The following is a 15,349-nucleotide window of genomic DNA, read 5'->3' as shown; positions in this document are numbered from 1 at the left end:
TTGGCGGCTTCTTTTTGATGAACTGGTGTCTTTGACTCAGAGCGTAAAAAATCCATCAACTGATGGCATCCATCCAATTTTGGATTTGGAGCTGAGCTACATGTAAAAAGGCGGCATCGCTACTGACCAGCACGGCTTTGGCTTCCAGTGCATGCGCCGCAATTTGCATGTCCAACGCCGACAGGCTGATGCCTTTGCTTTGCAGTTGCGCCCGCAATGTGCCGTAGGTTTGAGCCACGGCTTCATCCCACGGCAGCACTTCTACGCGACGCAAAAATTCGTGCACAGCCGCTTTCAACGCCAGTGCCTCGGGGCGTTTTGCCAAACCATAGGCCAGCTCACCTGCCGTGATGGCCGATATGCAAACGCTGTGCATGGGCACAGCCAGCAAGTGTTGGGTTGCCTGCGGATGGTGTTTGATGAGGTGACTGACCGTGTTGGTGTCCAGCAGGTAGCGTGTTTTCATGGCCTGGCTCAGTGCCCCAAGGTGTTGGGTAACGACTCAAAAGGGTCCCGATCTGTAGCCTCAGCCTGGCCGTGTGGTGTGCGTTCTTCGGGACTCAAAAAGTCGTCAGGCACCTGGGCGTTGTCAGCCGCCGCGAAAAAACCAGTCCAGTCATCGGGACGGCGTGAAAGGATCACATCACCCGTGACCGGGTCTTTGCGGATAAAGACTTCTTCGGTGTCAAACCTGTAGGCCGCTGGCAGGCGCACTGCCTGGCTGCGACCGTTCAGGAAAAGTTTGGCGGTTTGGGACATGTTTAACCTCCATGGCGCGATGGTAGATACCACAGTATATCCAGGCTAAAAAAACACCCCACGCCGCCGGTCAGCTGGCCTTTGTGGCTCAGGGCCAATTCCCCCTAAACCCCGTGTAATACTTGTGGGCTATCAGGTTGAAACTCCAACCCCTCATTCGTAAAAAATGACCCAAGAAACCAACAACCTCGCCGCCGACCTGTGGGCGCTGGCAGACCTGCTGCGCGGCGACTTCAAACAGAGCCAATACGGCCGCGTCATCCTGCCTTTCGCCCTGTTGCGCCGTCTGGAATGTGTGTTGGAAAGCAACAGGTCTGCTGTGCTGGTCGAATCCGCTAAGGTGAGGTAACGGGCGACTCCACTCGAAGCACCTTGTTTGCGCCTCGGACCTTGACGAAGATGGAGCAAGCCGACCGCGTGCGGGCGGTGTACTTGCATGCCTGCTTGCGCTACGTAGAGCGTGAGTTCATGACCAACACAACCTTGAGGGATCGCTTTGGCATCGACGCCAAAAACAGCGCTACCGCGTCAAGGCTGATCAAAGAGGCACTGGGTGCCGGTGTTATTCGCTTGCAAGATCCGACTGCGCCGCCAAAGACTCGGCGTTACCTTCCAAGCTGGGCTTGAATTTACTTGCTGGGTATTTGATGGAATTGGTCTGGGTGATCAAGCCTTTTTGAAAAAATATATATAAATCAATGGTTTATAGATCTTCGGGTGCTTGCTGGGTATTTGATGCCAGCCCAATTAACAAGGAAAGGTTTATTCCCCATGCACGAAATCATCTGCCCCCACTGCCACAAAGCCTTCAAGATCGACGAGGCTGGGTATGCCGACATCCTCAAGCAGGTGCGTGATGGCGATTTTGAAAGGCAGTTGCACGAGCGGCTGGAGCTGGCCGAGCGGGAAAAGCAGGGCGCGATTGCTTTGGCCGAGGCCAATGTCACCAATGCGCTGCAAAAAACAGCGGCGGCCAAAGACACGGAGATTCAGGCGCTGAAAGCCCAGCTCGACGCGGGCGAGGTGGCGCGCAAGCTGGCGGTGTCGGAGGCTTTGGGCACGGTGAGCAAAGAGCGTGATCAGTTGGCCAACGAGCTGAAGACCGAACAGGAGTGGGCGCGCAACAGCAGCCATGCGGCAGCTCAGTTGGCCGAGGCCAAGCTGGCCCATGCGCTGCAGGCCGAGGCTGCCAAAAAGGACGCCGAAATTCAGGCGCTGCAAGCCAAGCTGGCGGCCACCGAGACAGCGCGCCAGCTGGCTGTGAACGAGGCCGTGGGTGTGGTCGCCCGGGAGCGCGATGGCTTGAAAAATGACCTCAACCTCATTGCCGTGAAAAATCAGCTGGAAGAGAAAGCCATCAAGGAGCAATTCGCCTTGCAGCTGCGCGACCGTGATGGCGAGATTGCGCGCCTGCGGGACATGAAGGCGCGGCTGTCGACCAAGATGGTGGGTGAAACCCTAGAGCAGCACTGCGAGATCGAGTTCAACCGCATCCGCGCAGCCGCCTTTCAACGGGCGCATTTTGAGAAAGACAACGACGCCCGCAACGGCAGCAAGGGTGACTACATTTTTCGGGACTCAGACGAGTCGGGTGCCGAGATCGTCTCCATCATGTTTGAGATGAAGAACGAAAGCGACGAGACGGCCACCAAAAAGCGGAACGATGATTTTCTGAAAGAGCTGGACAAGGACCGCACGGAAAAAGCGTGCGAGTACGCGGTGCTGGTGTCCCTGCTGGAGCCGGAGAGCGAGTTGTACAACAGCGGCATCGTTGATGTGTCGCACCGCTACGCCAAGATGTACGTGGTGCGGCCGCAGTTCTTTGTGCCCCTGATCACGCTGTTGCGCAATGCGGCTTTGAACGCGATGAGGTACAAGTCTGAGCTGGCCTTGGTGCGCTCGCAGAACGTGGACATCACCAAGTTTGAAACCCAGCTGGACGAATTCAAGACGGCGTTTGGCCGCAATTGGCGTTTGGCCTCTGAGGGTTTTGAAGAAGCTATTCGGCGCATTGACGAAGCCATCAAGGACCTGGAAAAAACCAAGGAAGCGCTGCACAAGTCGGCCAACAATCTGCGCCTGGCCAACGACAAGGCCGACGACTTGACGATCAAGAAGCTCACCCGAGGCAACCCCACGATGGCGGCCAAGTTTGCAGAGTTGCCGGGGAACACCCCCGACTGAGACGGCGCTCAATGCGCCCCGAGGTAACAGCCTTCAGCCCGCTCCCCATCCGCTTAAAGCCCGAACTGTTGCCAGTTCGGGCTTTTTTTCACCAGCGTTGATTACAGCGTCGGGTAATCGGTGTAGCCCTTGGCACCTGGGGTGTAAAAGGTGCTTTGGTCGGGTACGTTCATGGCAGCACCTGCTTTGACACGGGCGGGGAAGTCTGGGTTGGCGAGGAAGCCCGTGCCAAAGGCGACGGCATCCAGCTTGCCTTCTGTGATGGCGGTCTCGGCTTCGTCTGGGGTGTAACCCATGTTGCCAATCAGCACGCCTTTGTAGTGGGCGCGGGCAACAGGCATCACATCGGCTTTTTGTAGGCCAAAAAAGTCGGCCCGCATGATGTGCAAGTAGGCCAAATCAAAGCGGTTGAGTTGCTCGGCCAGGTAGGCTGTCCAGGCCAGCGGGTCGCTGTCTTTCATGTCGTTGTAGCTGTTGAGCGGCGACAGGCGCAGGCCCACGCGGTCGCTGCCGATGGCGGCACACACGGCGGTCAACACTTCAAACAGGAAGCGTGCGCGATGCGCCAGAGAGCCGCCGTAGCCGTCACTGCGCTGGTTGGCGCTGTCGCGCAGAAATTGGTCAATCAAGTAGCCGTTGGCACCGTGGACTTCCACGCCGTCAAAACCTGCGGCGATGGCGTTTTTGGCAGCCTGTGCAAAGGCTTCAACGATGGGGGCAATTTCGCTTTCCAGCAAGGCGTGGGGCGTGGCTTGAGGCAGAGTGCCTTGCGCGGTGTGGGCATCGCCCTTGAGCGGCAGGGTGCTGGACGAAACAATCGGTGCGCCGTCGTTGTTGGCTGGGTGAGCGGCGCGGCCAGCGTGCCAGATTTGCATGAAGATTTTGCCGCCCTTGGCGTGCACAGCGGCGGTGGTTTCTTTCCAGGCTTCGATTTGTGCGGCGTTGTAAATGCCGGGTTCGTTGACAAAGGCCGAGGTGTTCTCGGCAATCATGGTGCACTCGGTGATGATCAGCCCGGCGCTGGCGCGCTGCGCGTAGTACTCGGCCATGAGTGCATTGGGCAAATGCCCGGCACTGGCACGCGCACGGGTCAGTGGTGCCATGAGCATGCGGTTGGCGAGGGAAACGGAGCCGATTTGAAGAGGGCTAAACAGCATAGGAATTTTTGAATCAATGTGAAAAGAAGGCAACAGAAATTGCTGTCAACTATTTACATAGTGGTGAAAAAGGGGATTGCAAGACCCATCCCAACCTTTGCATGGCCCGTAAAACAAGCGGGCACCGTCGCCTTTGAGAATGACGCCGACCAAATCCTGCTGCCATTGACCCGGGACTGGCAATTGACGCTGTGCAGTCAACAGGCCTTTCATTTGCTGATTCACACCCCATTGGGGTTCAGTCATGTTGGCGTGGCGTCCAGCCGCTCTTTGCGTGCCAACAGACAGACCGGCCGCACGCCAATCGCTAAGTTGGGTGCTTGCCGCAAATCCAGCACATATCCCACCTTGCAGGGCACACCGTTATCGGGACGCGGCATCAACCCAACCGAAAGAAAATTTGATGAACACGAAAACATGGCTCATCGCGGCCCTCGCCGAACAGGCCAAAGACATTGTGGCCGCCGATGTGACAGCCGACAACGGCGTGATCCATGCCATCGACACCGTCTTGATGCCCAAGTCATTGCTCAAGTCATTGCCCAAGTAAGCGCCGCGCGATGGGCAGCCTGCAACGCGTCGCCCACAGCTCACTCACAAAACCTTCACCCTGAGGCCACCCATGAAAATCGCAACCCAGACCAATGCCGAACTCACCCATGTCAGCAAGCTGATCAAAAACATCCCGGTCGCCATGATGACCAATTTGGACGACGACGGCGCCTTGGCCAGCCGCCCAATGACCACCCTCGAAATGGACGCCCAAGGCGCGCTGTGGTTCTTCACCGATGTGCAATCTGCAAAAGTCGACCATTTGCGTGTGGTCAATCTCAGTTACACGGACAGGGACCAAGGCGCTTATGTGTCGCTGTCGGGCCACGCTGAAATCGATACCGACCGTGCGCGCATCCAACAGTTGTGGACCGTCATCGCGAAGCCTTGGTTTCCCGACGGCCCGGACTCCAGCAACTTGGCGCTGCTGAAGTTCATTCCGAACAGGGCCGACTACTGGGATGGACCCAGCAGCAAGATGGTGCGGGCCTTAGGGATGATCGCCTCCGTCATCGCGGGCAAGCCCGTGGGGCTGGGCGAGCATGGGTCGCTCACCAACTTGTCGGCTTAAAACGGGCGGCAGCGCCACCAACGCCAACATGAAAAGACACCTCGCTGCTTATTTCGGCACCCTGATCGTGATGGTGGGACTGGACTTGCTTTGGCTGGGCATCATCGCCAAGCCAATCTACCAACAAGGCATCGGTCACCTGATGACCGACAAACCCAACATGTCAGCGGCAGTGCTTTTTTACGCGCTGTTCGGGATCGGACTGGTGGTGTTTGCGGTGCTGCCTGCCGGTCCCGCCCCGGGCTGGGGCAAGACCATGGGCATGGCGGCGTTGTTTGGCTTTTTTGCCTACGCCACCTATGACCTCACGAACCTGGCGACGCTCAAGCAGTGGCCGATGGGCTTGTCGGTGATGGACGTGGCCTGGGGGACCTGCGTCAGCGCGGCCGCAGCCGCTGGCGGCAAGGCGCTGATGGATGGGGCGGCGCCGCTTTAGCCACCCAACATCGGGGCTTGTTGGATGCTACTTGCCGCTGCCAGGCTCAATCGGCATAACCCGGGTTCACCCGGTCGACCACCCGCATCATGGCTTCAAAAAACAGGCGCTCTCGTTCGCTTCGGGGGTGACGGTCTAGGGGGCTCGGGTTTTTGATGCGCTGGATCACGGATTCGGTCAGCACGTTCAGGGGCTGGCCTGTGCCCATGGCCAGCACCTGGGTGCGGCAGGCTTTTTCCAGTTTGTAGAGCCTGCGGTAGGCTTGTGCCACGGTGTCGCCAACCGTCATCACGCCATGGTTTTTCATGAAGAGCACGGTTTTGCCACCGCTCATGAGCTGCGACAGGCGCTCACCCTCCGACAATTCTGCGGCCAGCCCGGTGTAGTGGTCGTCGTAGGCGATGGCGCCATCAAAGAACGCCGCTGTTTGGGTGGCTGGCAGCAAACGGTTGGCTTTGAGCATGTTCAAAGCCAGTGCCCAAGGCTGGTGGGTGTGCAGCACCACTTTGGCTCCAGTCAATCGGTGCACCGGGGCGTGGATCGACTGCGCCGACAGTTCTACCAAACCCGTGCCTTCCAGCGTTTCGCCCGCTTCGTTGAACACCATCATGGTGCTGGCTTTGGCTTCGGACCAGTGCACGCCAAAGGGCGAAATCAGGTATTGGTCTTCACGGCCCGGCACGGCGACGGTGAAGTGGTTGTCGATGCCCTCATCAAAGTCGTGCAGCACCGCCAAACGCAAAGCGGCGGCCAAGTGCACCTTGGCTTGCCAAACAGGATCGTCTTGGGTGTGCGCTGGGGCTGGTGCTGTGGTTGATGCGTTCGACATGGATGCTCTTTCGATGGGTCAATAGCATGCACTTTATGCACGCGTGGCCTGCAGAACTGTCACTTGTGCTGCAAAAGGCAACGCGCCGAACAGCTGCTCAATGCGCCCCGAGGTAACACCCCTCAGCCCGCTCCCCATCCACCTCATCACCTTCTTCGCTGCACAGCGCAGCAATCAAGGCTTGGTCCACTACTTGGCCGGGCAGCAGCAACTCTTCATGGGTCCAGCGCTTGACCAAGTGGCCGTTGGCCACGCCGCCGTTGTGAGGGGCTTGGTAGGCGCGGCGGTGTTGCATGGTGATGCCACTGTTGGCGTTGGCGATGAAGCGGCTTTCGCCCAAGGCCCAAGGTTCAAAGTAGGCATTGGCGGCAGCATCCACTTGGCGGAAGTAGCTGCGTGCGCCTTCGGCGTTGAGCTTCTTGCGCACGGTGCGCGTGATGAGGCCTTGCAAGTGGTCTAGCGCTTCGTCGTCCATTTGGCTCAGGGTTTCGAGGCTCATGTCTTGCGTGGCCAATGCTGTCGTGGCGGCCAACTCTGCGGGCAGCACTTGCACCATGGCTTTGACCACATCGCGGTGCGGTGCCACGGCGGTGGCCACGCCGCGTGTTTGCGGCTGGATGGGGCAGCGGATTTCGACAAAGCGTGGTTTGACGGGGCCTGTGCAGCCGTCGTGGTGGTAATACTCGCCTTGGCTCAGCCGGCCTTTGCTGGAGCGCCCACGCACATCGCGGTAGGTGGGGTGTTGGGTGTGCGAATTCAGGCAGACGACCAAGCCTGTGTCATCGACCAATTGGTAAAAGGCTTCGCGCCATTCGGGCAAAAGGAGTTGGTCGTGCAAGTAGTCGCTGGGCTCGGTGCTTTCATGGCCGACTTCACCTTCAATCACCAGCACAAAGGGCTTGGGCCGACGCACGCGCCACAGGGCGTTGGCAAATTCCAGCACCGAGCTGGCGGGGGCAGTGTGTGTGGCGGCGCTGTGGCCCGTGGGGGTGGACATGGTGAAGCTTCAGGTGTTGTCTTGCTCGAACAGCGAGCTGCAGACCTGCGCCGATTTTAGGGGGCTTGGCGTGCAAGGCCATCATCACGTCCGCGTGCAGAGGGCGTCGTTGTGCTCTTGGCCCAGCGATGTCAAGCGAAGTCCCCCACAAGACATGGCATTCTTGATGGATGTCAGGTCTGTCGCCACACTGAGCGCTTCAATGCCCAGGAGTATTCGATGATTGCCATAGGAACCCGAGCCCATGGGGTGAGCAAGCGGCGGCAGCTGCCCAAGATGGTCGAGCATTTCTACAAGTCTGAATGGCTGGAGGCGGGTGAAGACCCTGTGCTGTCCCCAACGGCTTCCTTGATTGAGCAACCGCCTCACGCTACGCTCGAGGCGCATTTCCATCGGCAAAACCAATTCCAAGTGTTTGTCGAGGGCGACGGGCAGATTGGCCCGCATGCATTGGACTGCGTGTTGGTGCATTACGCCGGGGCCTACACCGGTTATGGCCCTTTGATTGCAGGCCCCAAAGGCATCAAGTATTTCACCATTCGGCCTGTGTGCGAGTCGGGTTTTATTCCCGCGACTCAAGCGCGTGAACACATGGTGCGCGGCCCCAAACGGCACCTCACAGTGGGCCCCATTGATTTGTCTGCGCCACCTGTCGGCTCTCAGCCTGGGCAAGAACTGGCGCTGCACCCCTTCGAAGCCGATGGCCTGGGCGTGGGCTATTTGCAACTGCAGCCCCAAGGTCAAATTCACATGGACCGGCATCCCGCCAGCGATGGCGTTTTTGTCTTCGTCTTGCAGGGGCAGCTGAATTTGCCCACCCAAACGCTGGCACCTTGGGAGCTCTTTTTTGTGTCTCGGGATGAAGCGCTGCCCGTGTGCACTGCGGGGCCTGAAGGGGCCACGATTTTGAGTTTGCATTGCCCGCCCAAAGAGCTGGCCTACCAGGAGATCGCCGCATGAAGCCATGGATCACCACTCGTCTGCTCAAGCCGTTGTTGGTTCTGTGCAGCTTGCTCTCATCGCTGGCCTGGGCTCAGGCCGATTACCCCAGCAAGCCCCTGAAACTGATCGTCCCGTTCCCGCCGGGTGGCGTGACCGACATCGTGGCGCGCACCGTGTCTGTCAAGCTCAGCGCCGAGTTGGGCCAGCCCGTGGTGGTGGAAAACCGGGCAGGGGCGAGTGGTGCCATTGGCGCTGAATGGGGTGCCCGCGCAGCGCCCGACGGCTACACCCTGATCATGGGCAACATCAGCACCTTGGGCATCAACCCGGCCACGTTTGCCAAGCTGGGTTACGACCCTGTGACCAGCTTTGACCCCGTCAGCATGGTGGCGGTGCAGCCCTTGCTCATCACGGTCCACCCTGGGGTGCCTGCCAAGAACTTGGCTGAGTTGGTGCAACTGGCCAAAAGCCAACCCGGCAAATTGAATTACGGCACAGCGGGCAGTTCCATTCATTTGGCGGTGGAGCAGTTCAACAGCCTGGCGGGCATCAAGATGAACCACATCGCCTACAAGGGCAGTGCGCCCGCCATCACCGATTTGGTGGGCGGACAAATCCAGGTTTTGTTTGACCCGTTTTCGAGCATTTACCCCTTGGTGGCTGGAGGCAAGGCCCGTGCCTTGGCCGTGACCACCGACAAGCGCGCCAGCGCGGCACCGCAAGTGCCCACGGTGGCCGAGCAAGGGTTCGCAGGCTTTGATGTCAGCTCATGGCAGGGCATTGTGGTGCCTGCGGGCACGCCCAAGCCGGTGATTGCGCGCCTGCACCGGGGGCTGGTCACGGTCATGGCGTCTGCTGAAGTGAAAGACAAGTTTGCCCAGTACAGCGCTTTGGCCGTGGCCACGACACCCGAGCAGTTTTCGGCTTACATCAAAGAAGAATTGGCCCGCTGGCAAAAAGTCGCTCAGCAAGCTGGCGTCAAGCCCGAGTGACAAAGACGCCCGCCCCAGTTTGAACATGGAAATTTGACATGCTGTTTACCTTCATCCTGATCGACAAACCCAACCACGCAGAAATGCGCCAGCGTGTGCGGCCTGAGCACAAGGCTTATTTGGCCGCGGCGGCCGACCGCATGGCCTTTGCGGGGCCATTCACCCACGACGACGGCCAAACCATGCTGGGCAGTTTGTTGGTGATCGACTTCCCCAGCCGCGATGCCGCGCACGCCTGGCTGGCGGAGGAGCCTTTCACCAAAGCGGGTTTGTACGGCAGCACCACGGTGCACGCGTTTGTGAATCTGTGGCCCCAAAAAGTCGGCTTTCCGCCCGCAGTCTGAGGCACCTTATATGATCAAACACATCGTGATGTGGAACGTGCGTGGCCATACGCCCGAAGAAAAAGCACAGGCCATCGCGCAAGTCCAGCGCAGCTTTGAGAGCTTGCGCGGCTTGATTCCTGGCTTGCTGCAGTTGGAGATTGGTGTCGACACCAGCCGTATCGATTACGCATGCGACGTGGTCTTGTACAGCGAGTTTGACAGCCAGGCATCGCTTGATGCGTATGCCAGCCACCCCGAGCACCAACGGGTCAAAAATGAACTTGAGGGCCTGCGCATTGCACGCCACCAAGTGGACTTCCCCTCACATTGAACTTTTGGAGCAACACCCCATGAACACTGATTTGAATGACGAACTTTTGATCCGCCAAATGGTCGAGCGCTGGGCCGTTTGGCGCGACGCGGGCGATTGGGACCGGTTTGCCACCGTCTGGCACCCTGAAGGGGTGATGATGGCCACCTGGTTTCAAGGCCCGTTTGCCGACTTCATTCGCGTCACGCAAGAGGGCTGGGCCAAGGGGGTGAGCATCCTCCACTTTTTGGGAGGCTCGGCCATCGATGTCGCCGGCGACCGCGCCATCGCGCAAACCAAGATGACCATTTCGCAGCGCGGCATGGTCGAGGGCGAAAACGGTCCTGTATTGTGTGACGTCGTCTGCACCGGTCGCTTTTACGACTTTGTCACCCGCCACAATGGCGAGTGGAAGTTGCTGCACCGCCAGCCGATCTACGAAAAAGACCGCATCGACCCGGTGGATTCCACAGCTGTTCTTAAACTGGACGCGGCGGCGCTGGCGACCTTTCCGGAAGGCTACCGGCACTTGGCCTACATCCAGACACGCATTGGCTACAAGGTCAAGATGGACATGCCCATGCTCAAAGGGCCGGTGGTCAACGAGTTGTACCAGCGCGGCGCAAGGTGGCTTGCCGGCGGTGAGCTGGAGCGTTGAAGCTCACAACGCCCGCACCCCCCTTTAAAGCCCAGCCATCCGGTCATTTTTGAATTTCAGAGGCAACGGGGCGGTCACGCGGCGGTCATTGCCGGAGCCATCGGTCCGGTGTTTGCCTTGCATCAACTCAATTGAGAATGATTCTCGATAGAATGGTGATTGACGTGCCCATTCTCTCCATGAACCTTGATCAAGCCCCTTTGTCTGCCATGTTGCGCGTGGCGAGGGTGCGCGTGCCTTGCGGGCGTGAAGACCAGGCGCGGCAGCTGGAAGAAATCGGTTTTTTGCCTGGCGAGGCCGTGTGCGTGATGTCGCGGGGCGCGTGGGGCGGTGATCCGCTGGCGGTGCGGGTGGGGTTGTCCACCTTTGCTTTGCGCCGCGACGAAGCCCGCTGCATCGAGCTGGAGCCAGCCGATGCGTGAGCAGCGCTTGCACCTGGTGCCGCGCGGCACGATGGTTGCGCTGGTGGGCAACCCCAATTGCGGCAAGACGGCTTTGTTCAACCGCCTGACCGGCAGCCACCAAAAGGTGGCCAACTACGCCGGTGCCACGGTCGAAAAGAAAGAAGGTCGTCTGGCCATGCCCGATGGCAGCGCATTGCGTGTGCTGGATTTGCCAGGTGTTTACAGCCTGTACCCCAGGTCTGATGATGAGCGCGTGGCCTGCGCTGTCATGATGGGTCGGTCCCCCGGAGAAAAGCGCCCCGATGCGCTGGTCTGCGTGGTGGATGCGACCAACCTGCGTCGGGGGTTGCGCTTGGTGTTGGCGGTCAAACGCTTGGGCTTGCCGTGTCTGGTGGTGCTCAACATGGCCGATCTGGCCGAAAGCCGTGGCTTGAAGATTGACGCTGCTGCCTTGTCGCAGGCGCTGGCATTGCCGGTGGTGACCAGTGTGGCCGTGCATACCGGTGGCGATGCAGCGGTGCGCTCCTGGCTGGCCGCGCAACCCTGGACGCGGTGGAGCCCTGTTGCAGACAGCCGTGATGCACCAGGTGAGCAGCATGATACAGCCAACACCGAGGGTGACCACGTGCAGGTGCAAGGCATCTTGCGCCGCTTGCAGCTCGATGCGCTGGTGCCCGATGCACTGAGCGACCGCATCGACCGCGTAGTGCTGCACCCGTGGGCGGGGCCTATGATTTTGCTGGCGGTGCTGTTCCTGGTGTTTCAGGCTGTGTTTGCCTGGGCCACATGGCCCATGGACCTGATCAAGTCGGCCACCGATGCCTTGTCGGCTTTGGCCATGCAAGCTTTGCCGCAGGTCTGGTGGCGCGATTTGCTGGTGCAGGGGCTGTTGGCGGGCATGGGCGGCGTGCTGGTGTTCTTGCCGCAAATCTTGATTTTGTTTTTCTTCATTTTGCTGCTCGAAGAGTCGGGCTACCTGCCACGCGCGGCGTTTTTGCTGGACCGCATCATGGGCGGGGTGGGGCTGTCGGGGCGCTCGTTCATCCCGCTGTTGTCGAGCTTTGCCTGCGCTGTGCCGGGCATCATGGCCACGCGCTCCATTGCCAACCGGCGTGACCGGCTGGTGACGATATTGATTGCGCCTTTGATGACCTGCTCGGCGCGCTTGCCGATTTACACCTTGTTGATTTCGGCCTTCATCCCGGCCAGCAGCCGGGGCGGCATGCAGCTGCAAGGGCTGGTGCTCTTGGGCTTGTACCTCACGGGCATTGCAGGCGGCATGGCGGTGGCCTGGGTGCTCAAGCTGCTCACACGCTCGGGCCGTCAGTCGCGGCCACTGATGATGGAGCTGCCGTCCTACCACTGGCCTACGCTGCGCAATTTGGCGCTGGGCTTGTGGCAGCGGGCCTGGATCTTCCTGCGCCGTGTGGGCACGGTGATCTTGCTGCTGACCGTGGCCTTGTGGTGGCTGGCCAGCTACCCGGCGGCGCCCCTGGGCGCGGCCGGGCCTGCCATTGAATACAGTTACGCTGGGCAAATCGGGCACGTGCTGGTGCACCTGTTTGAGCCCGTGGGTTTCAACTGGCAAATCAGCGTGGCCTTGTTGACCGGCATGGCCGCCCGCGAAGTGGCCATCGGCGCATTGGCCACGGTCTATGCCGTGGTGGCCGCAGACGGCGGCGCGGCCACCGCCACGGCGCTGGCGCCTGTGCTGGCCGGTCAGTGGAGCTTGGCCACGGGCATGGCGCTGTTGGCTTGGTACATCTTTGCGCCGCAGTGCCTGTCCACGCTGGTGGCCATCCACCGCGAAAGCGGCAGCTGGAAGCTGCCTGCCATCACCTTGTTGTACCAGCTGGCGCTGGCTTATGGCGCGGCCTTCATCACATTCCGGGTGGTGTCGCATTGGGTTTAGTGCAGCCGATCACTTGGGATTAGGATGACCCCATGCTGAATTTACCGACACCTCAACTGAAATTTTTTGCTGACTTGTCTGTCCAGGTGGACAAGCCCCAGGAGGTGGGTCAAACCCACCACGGCGTTCGCCGCTTGATCCCGATTCTGGGCGGGCAGGTGCAAGGCGACGGCTGGACGGCCCGCGTCCTGCCCGGCGGTGCCGATTTCCAGTTGATCCTCAACCCGCGCATGGCCGAGCTCGATGCCCGCTACATGTTGGAGACCGATGGCGGCGATTTGATTTTTGTGCAAAACCACGCGGTGCGCACCGCCGCCCCTGAGGTGATGGCCAAGCTCATCCGGGGCGAGCCTGTGCCGCCTGAGGCAGTGTATTTTCGCTGCACGCCCAGCTTTGAGACCGCATCTGCCTCTTTGGGCTGGATCACCGAGCGCCTGTTTGTGGGCACGGGGGCACGCCACCCAGACAAGGTGGTGATGCGGTTTTTTGAAGTGGCTTGAGCCACCGCAGCGCAAGTCCAGTGCCATCACAACAGGAGACAAGCCATGACAAGAATCCAGTTCAAACCCACCCTCCAAAGCCTTGCCCTGTTGGGCGCTGGCAGCGTTTTGATCGCGTGCAGCAGCTTGCCTGGCGGTGCACTGCCAACCCTCAAGGCCGCGACCGGTGCCAGTCTGCCCGCTTGCACCACTTTGGTGGACTCCTTGAAGCTGAGCCACACCCGCATCGAATCGGCGGCATTGGTTGCGGCAGGCGCTGTCATGCAAGGAGACCGCGCTGTGCCCGAGCACTGCCGGGTCTTGGGCCGCATGCACGAGCGCAAGGGCAGCGATGGGCGCGATTACGCCATCGGCTTTGAAATGCGTTTGCCTGTGGCTTGGAATGGCCGCTTTTTTTACCAAGGCAACGGCGGGCTGGATGGCGCTGTGGTGCCCGCGCTGGGTGCTTTGGGCGGTGGGCCGCTCACGGGTGCATTGATGCAAGGCTTTGCCGTGATCAGCTCGGATGCCGGACACAGCGGCCCGCAAACCACCGTCTTCGGACTGGAGCCGCAGGCCCGGTTGGACTACGGTTACCAGGCAGTGCAAAAGCTCACGCCCATGGCCAAGCAGCTGATTCAGGCTGCCTATGGCAAGGGGCCTGACCGCTCCTACATTGGCGGCTGCTCCAACGGTGGCCGCCATGCCATGGTGGCCGCGGCGCGCCTGGGTGACCAGTACGACGGCTACCTCGTGGGTGCACCGGGCTACCGTTTGCCTTATGCGGCGCTGGCGCAAATCTGGGGTGCGCAACAGTGGGCACCTCTGGCCACGTCAGGCGCCACCGTGAAAAACCCACTCAACCCCAACGGCACCTTGCCCGATCTGGCCAGCGCCTTCACGGTGCAAGAGCGCCAGACGGTGGCTCAGGCCATTGCCAACAAATGCGATGCGCTTGACGGTGCCAAAGACGGCATGGTCCAGGCCACGCAGGCTTGTCAGGCGGTGTTCAACCTGAAGACCGATGTGGCCACCTGCAACGGTGAGCGCAACGGTGCTTGCTTGACCTCCGCACAAAAAGACGTCTTGGCTACGGTGTTTGGCGGTGCCAAGACCGCTTCGGGTCAGCCCATTTATGCCAGCTTTCCATACGACATGGGTGTCGCCGGGGCCAACTGGGGCAGCTGGAAATTCATCGATTCACTGATCCGCGACCCGCTGGCCCTGAGCACGATTTTCAGCGTGCCACCTGCGCCCGTGGACCCGCTCAAGGACAACATCGCGGCGCGCCTGGCCATGTTCAGCGCCACCAACGAGAGCTACCGCGAGTCGGGCTGGTCGCTCATGACGCCGCCCGGCGAAACCCAGCCTGACAATTTGGCCGCCTTGCGCAGCCGAGGCGCCAAGGTGGTGCTGTACCACGGCGTGAGTGATGCCATCTTCTCTGCCGAAGACACCCGCCAATGGGTGGAGCGCTTGGGCAAGGCGGGGCTGAACCCCGGTGCTGACTTTGCGCGCTACTTCCCGGTGCCCGGCATGAACCACTGCAGCATGGGCCCGGCCGCTGACCAATTTGACCTGCTCGGACCCTTGGTCAAGTGGGTCGAGCAGGGCGAGGCACCGCAAGCCGTGCTGGCCAGTGTGCGGGGCGCAGGCAACGCCGGCGGCGTGAACACCGAACTGCCCGCCGATTGGTCGGCCAAGCGCACACGCCCACTGTGTGCTTACCCCACCGTGGCCACCTACAAAGGCAGTGGCTCGGCAGAAGACGCCAGCAACTTCAGTTGCAAGTGACACCTTCTTGAAAGACAAAAAACCGCAGCGCCTGTACAGGACGCCAC

The 15,349-nt window shown here is 60.3% G+C and carries 20 protein-coding genes and 1 pseudogene; 15 read left to right on the top strand and 6 right to left on the bottom strand.

Annotated features, from left to right (window positions below):
* Positions 1–55 precede the first annotated feature (55 nt).
* Both B9Z52_RS01790 and B9Z52_RS01785 read right to left on the bottom strand, forming a co-directional pair.
* On the bottom strand, positions 56–466 hold the full coding sequence (locus tag B9Z52_RS01790) for a type II toxin-antitoxin system VapC family toxin (protein ID WP_108412138.1): 411 nt from the start codon (positions 464–466) through the stop codon (positions 56–58).
* An 8-nt stretch (positions 467–474) separates the two neighbouring features.
* A complete protein-coding gene (locus B9Z52_RS01785; RefSeq protein ID WP_108412137.1) occupies positions 475–759 on the bottom strand; it encodes an antitoxin in 285 nt (94 codons plus the stop codon).
* Between the two features lie 166 nt (positions 760–925).
* Here B9Z52_RS01785 and B9Z52_RS01780 point away from each other — a divergent pair.
* The 3 genes and pseudogenes from B9Z52_RS01780 to B9Z52_RS01770 all read left to right on the top strand — a co-directional run.
* Positions 926–1,099, top strand: a pseudogene (locus B9Z52_RS01780) (type I restriction-modification system subunit M N-terminal domain-containing protein); the annotation flags it as partial.
* Positions 1,100–1,158: 59 nt separating this feature from the next.
* Positions 1,159–1,386 (top strand): hypothetical protein, encoded by a 228-nt coding sequence (locus B9Z52_RS01775; protein ID WP_108412136.1) that lies wholly within the window; start codon positions 1,159–1,161, stop codon positions 1,384–1,386.
* Between the two features lie 144 nt (positions 1,387–1,530).
* On the top strand, positions 1,531–2,943 hold the full coding sequence (locus B9Z52_RS01770; protein WP_108412135.1) for a DUF2130 domain-containing protein: 1,413 nt from the start codon (positions 1,531–1,533) through the stop codon (positions 2,941–2,943).
* 101 nt (positions 2,944–3,044) lie between these two features.
* On the opposite strand, the gene B9Z52_RS01765 is transcribed toward B9Z52_RS01770, so the two are convergent.
* Positions 3,045–4,100 (bottom strand): alkene reductase, encoded by a 1,056-nt coding sequence (locus B9Z52_RS01765; protein ID WP_108412134.1) that lies wholly within the window; start codon positions 4,098–4,100, stop codon positions 3,045–3,047.
* Between the two features lie 242 nt (positions 4,101–4,342).
* Complete coding sequence (locus tag B9Z52_RS17805; RefSeq protein WP_158270491.1) at positions 4,343–4,480, bottom strand: hypothetical protein; 138 nt, start codon at positions 4,478–4,480, stop codon at positions 4,343–4,345.
* Positions 4,481–4,503: 23 nt separating this feature from the next.
* On the opposite strand from B9Z52_RS17805, the gene B9Z52_RS01760 reads away from it, so the two are divergent.
* From B9Z52_RS01760 to B9Z52_RS01750, 3 genes are all read left to right on the top strand, one after another.
* On the top strand, positions 4,504–4,650 hold the full coding sequence (locus B9Z52_RS01760) for a fasciclin domain-containing protein (protein WP_233251764.1): 147 nt from the start codon (positions 4,504–4,506) through the stop codon (positions 4,648–4,650).
* A 72-nt stretch (positions 4,651–4,722) separates the two neighbouring features.
* Complete coding sequence (locus tag B9Z52_RS01755; RefSeq protein ID WP_108412133.1) at positions 4,723–5,223, top strand: pyridoxamine 5'-phosphate oxidase family protein; 501 nt, start codon at positions 4,723–4,725, stop codon at positions 5,221–5,223.
* 28 nt (positions 5,224–5,251) lie between these two features.
* Positions 5,252–5,659 (top strand): DUF2177 family protein, encoded by a 408-nt coding sequence (locus B9Z52_RS01750; RefSeq protein ID WP_108412132.1) that lies wholly within the window; start codon positions 5,252–5,254, stop codon positions 5,657–5,659.
* 46 nt (positions 5,660–5,705) lie between these two features.
* Here the strand turns inward: B9Z52_RS01750 and B9Z52_RS01745 are convergent, their stop codons facing one another.
* Positions 5,706–6,488, bottom strand: a complete 783-nt coding sequence (locus B9Z52_RS01745; protein WP_108412131.1) for a class II aldolase/adducin family protein — start codon at positions 6,486–6,488, stop codon at positions 5,706–5,708.
* A 97-nt stretch (positions 6,489–6,585) separates the two neighbouring features.
* Positions 6,586–7,485 carry a hypothetical protein gene (locus B9Z52_RS01740; RefSeq protein ID WP_108412130.1) on the bottom strand — a complete coding sequence of 300 codons (900 nt, stop codon included), beginning with the start codon at positions 7,483–7,485 and terminating at the stop codon, positions 6,586–6,588.
* Positions 7,486–7,704: 219 nt separating this feature from the next.
* Between B9Z52_RS01740 and B9Z52_RS01735 the strand changes: the two genes are divergently transcribed.
* The 9 genes from B9Z52_RS01735 (at position 7,705) to B9Z52_RS01695 (ending at position 15,302) form a co-directional block, all read left to right on the top strand.
* The gene (locus B9Z52_RS01735) at positions 7,705–8,445 is read left to right on the top strand and encodes a hypothetical protein (protein WP_146182760.1); all 741 of its coding nucleotides are present in this window, start codon (positions 7,705–7,707) and stop codon (positions 8,443–8,445) included.
* The gene (locus B9Z52_RS01730; RefSeq protein WP_108412128.1) at positions 8,442–9,419 is read left to right on the top strand and encodes a tripartite tricarboxylate transporter substrate binding protein; all 978 of its coding nucleotides are present in this window, start codon (positions 8,442–8,444) and stop codon (positions 9,417–9,419) included. The genes B9Z52_RS01735 and B9Z52_RS01730 overlap by 4 nt, the downstream gene beginning before the upstream one ends.
* Positions 9,420–9,457: 38 nt before the next feature.
* Positions 9,458–9,763, top strand: coding sequence for a YciI family protein (locus B9Z52_RS01725; protein ID WP_108412127.1), 306 nt, complete (start codon positions 9,458–9,460; stop codon positions 9,761–9,763).
* 10 nt (positions 9,764–9,773) lie between these two features.
* Positions 9,774–10,076, top strand: a complete 303-nt coding sequence (locus tag B9Z52_RS01720) for a Dabb family protein (protein ID WP_108412126.1) — start codon at positions 9,774–9,776, stop codon at positions 10,074–10,076.
* A 19-nt stretch (positions 10,077–10,095) separates the two neighbouring features.
* The gene (locus B9Z52_RS01715; protein WP_108412125.1) at positions 10,096–10,713 is read left to right on the top strand and encodes a nuclear transport factor 2 family protein; all 618 of its coding nucleotides are present in this window, start codon (positions 10,096–10,098) and stop codon (positions 10,711–10,713) included.
* Positions 10,714–10,892: 179 nt separating this feature from the next.
* Positions 10,893–11,135 carry a FeoA family protein gene (locus tag B9Z52_RS01710; protein ID WP_108412342.1) on the top strand — a complete coding sequence of 81 codons (243 nt, stop codon included), beginning with the start codon at positions 10,893–10,895 and terminating at the stop codon, positions 11,133–11,135.
* Positions 11,128–13,029 (top strand): ferrous iron transporter B, encoded by a 1,902-nt coding sequence (locus B9Z52_RS01705; protein WP_108412124.1) that lies wholly within the window; start codon positions 11,128–11,130, stop codon positions 13,027–13,029. Before B9Z52_RS01710 ends, B9Z52_RS01705 begins: the two co-directional genes overlap by 8 nt.
* 32 nt (positions 13,030–13,061) lie before the next feature.
* Complete coding sequence (locus B9Z52_RS01700) at positions 13,062–13,529, top strand: DUF3237 domain-containing protein (protein WP_108412123.1); 468 nt, start codon at positions 13,062–13,064, stop codon at positions 13,527–13,529.
* A 45-nt stretch (positions 13,530–13,574) separates the two neighbouring features.
* Positions 13,575–15,302, top strand: a complete 1,728-nt coding sequence (locus B9Z52_RS01695) for a tannase/feruloyl esterase family alpha/beta hydrolase (protein ID WP_108412122.1) — start codon at positions 13,575–13,577, stop codon at positions 15,300–15,302.
* The last annotated feature ends 47 nt before the right edge of the window (positions 15,303–15,349 follow it).

The sequence above is a fragment of the Limnohabitans sp. Jir72 genome, assembly GCF_003063575.1.
Classification (GTDB): domain Bacteria; phylum Pseudomonadota; class Gammaproteobacteria; order Burkholderiales; family Burkholderiaceae_C; genus Limnohabitans_A.
Note: the sequence above shows the minus strand (reverse complement) of the source record. Positions and strands in the feature narration are given on the sequence as shown.

Excerpts from the sequence above, each read along its gene's own strand:
- B9Z52_RS01785 (WP_108412137.1), bottom strand. The coding sequence starts at position 759 with ATGTCCCAAACCGCCAAACTTTTCCTGAACGGTCGCAGCCAGGCAGTG.
- B9Z52_RS01775 (WP_108412136.1), top strand. The coding sequence starts at position 1,159 with ATGGAGCAAGCCGACCGCGTGCGGGCGGTGTACTTGCATGCCTGCTTG.
- B9Z52_RS01700 (WP_108412123.1), top strand. The coding sequence starts at position 13,062 with ATGCTGAATTTACCGACACCTCAACTGAAATTTTTTGCTGACTTGTCT.
- B9Z52_RS01765 (WP_108412134.1), bottom strand. The coding sequence starts at position 4,100 with ATGCTGTTTAGCCCTCTTCAAATCGGCTCCGTTTCCCTCGCCAACCGC.
- B9Z52_RS01695 (WP_108412122.1), top strand. The coding sequence starts at position 13,575 with ATGACAAGAATCCAGTTCAAACCCACCCTCCAAAGCCTTGCCCTGTTG.
- B9Z52_RS01730 (WP_108412128.1), top strand. The coding sequence starts at position 8,442 with ATGAAGCCATGGATCACCACTCGTCTGCTCAAGCCGTTGTTGGTTCTG.
- B9Z52_RS01750 (WP_108412132.1), top strand. The coding sequence starts at position 5,252 with ATGAAAAGACACCTCGCTGCTTATTTCGGCACCCTGATCGTGATGGTG.
- B9Z52_RS01755 (WP_108412133.1), top strand. The coding sequence starts at position 4,723 with ATGAAAATCGCAACCCAGACCAATGCCGAACTCACCCATGTCAGCAAG.
- B9Z52_RS01770 (WP_108412135.1), top strand. The coding sequence starts at position 1,531 with ATGCACGAAATCATCTGCCCCCACTGCCACAAAGCCTTCAAGATCGAC.
- B9Z52_RS01735 (WP_146182760.1), top strand. The coding sequence starts at position 7,705 with ATGATTGCCATAGGAACCCGAGCCCATGGGGTGAGCAAGCGGCGGCAG.
- B9Z52_RS01725 (WP_108412127.1), top strand. The coding sequence starts at position 9,458 with ATGCTGTTTACCTTCATCCTGATCGACAAACCCAACCACGCAGAAATG.
- B9Z52_RS01740 (WP_108412130.1), bottom strand. The coding sequence starts at position 7,485 with ATGTCCACCCCCACGGGCCACAGCGCCGCCACACACACTGCCCCCGCC.
- B9Z52_RS01715 (WP_108412125.1), top strand. The coding sequence starts at position 10,096 with ATGAACACTGATTTGAATGACGAACTTTTGATCCGCCAAATGGTCGAG.
- B9Z52_RS01710 (WP_108412342.1), top strand. The coding sequence starts at position 10,893 with ATGAACCTTGATCAAGCCCCTTTGTCTGCCATGTTGCGCGTGGCGAGG.
- B9Z52_RS01705 (WP_108412124.1), top strand. The coding sequence starts at position 11,128 with ATGCGTGAGCAGCGCTTGCACCTGGTGCCGCGCGGCACGATGGTTGCG.
- B9Z52_RS01745 (WP_108412131.1), bottom strand. The coding sequence starts at position 6,488 with ATGTCGAACGCATCAACCACAGCACCAGCCCCAGCGCACACCCAAGAC.
- B9Z52_RS01720 (WP_108412126.1), top strand. The coding sequence starts at position 9,774 with ATGATCAAACACATCGTGATGTGGAACGTGCGTGGCCATACGCCCGAA.
- B9Z52_RS01790 (WP_108412138.1), bottom strand. The coding sequence starts at position 466 with ATGAAAACACGCTACCTGCTGGACACCAACACGGTCAGTCACCTCATC.
- B9Z52_RS17805 (WP_158270491.1), bottom strand. The coding sequence starts at position 4,480 with ATGCCGCGTCCCGATAACGGTGTGCCCTGCAAGGTGGGATATGTGCTG.
- B9Z52_RS01760 (WP_233251764.1), top strand. The coding sequence starts at position 4,504 with ATGAACACGAAAACATGGCTCATCGCGGCCCTCGCCGAACAGGCCAAA.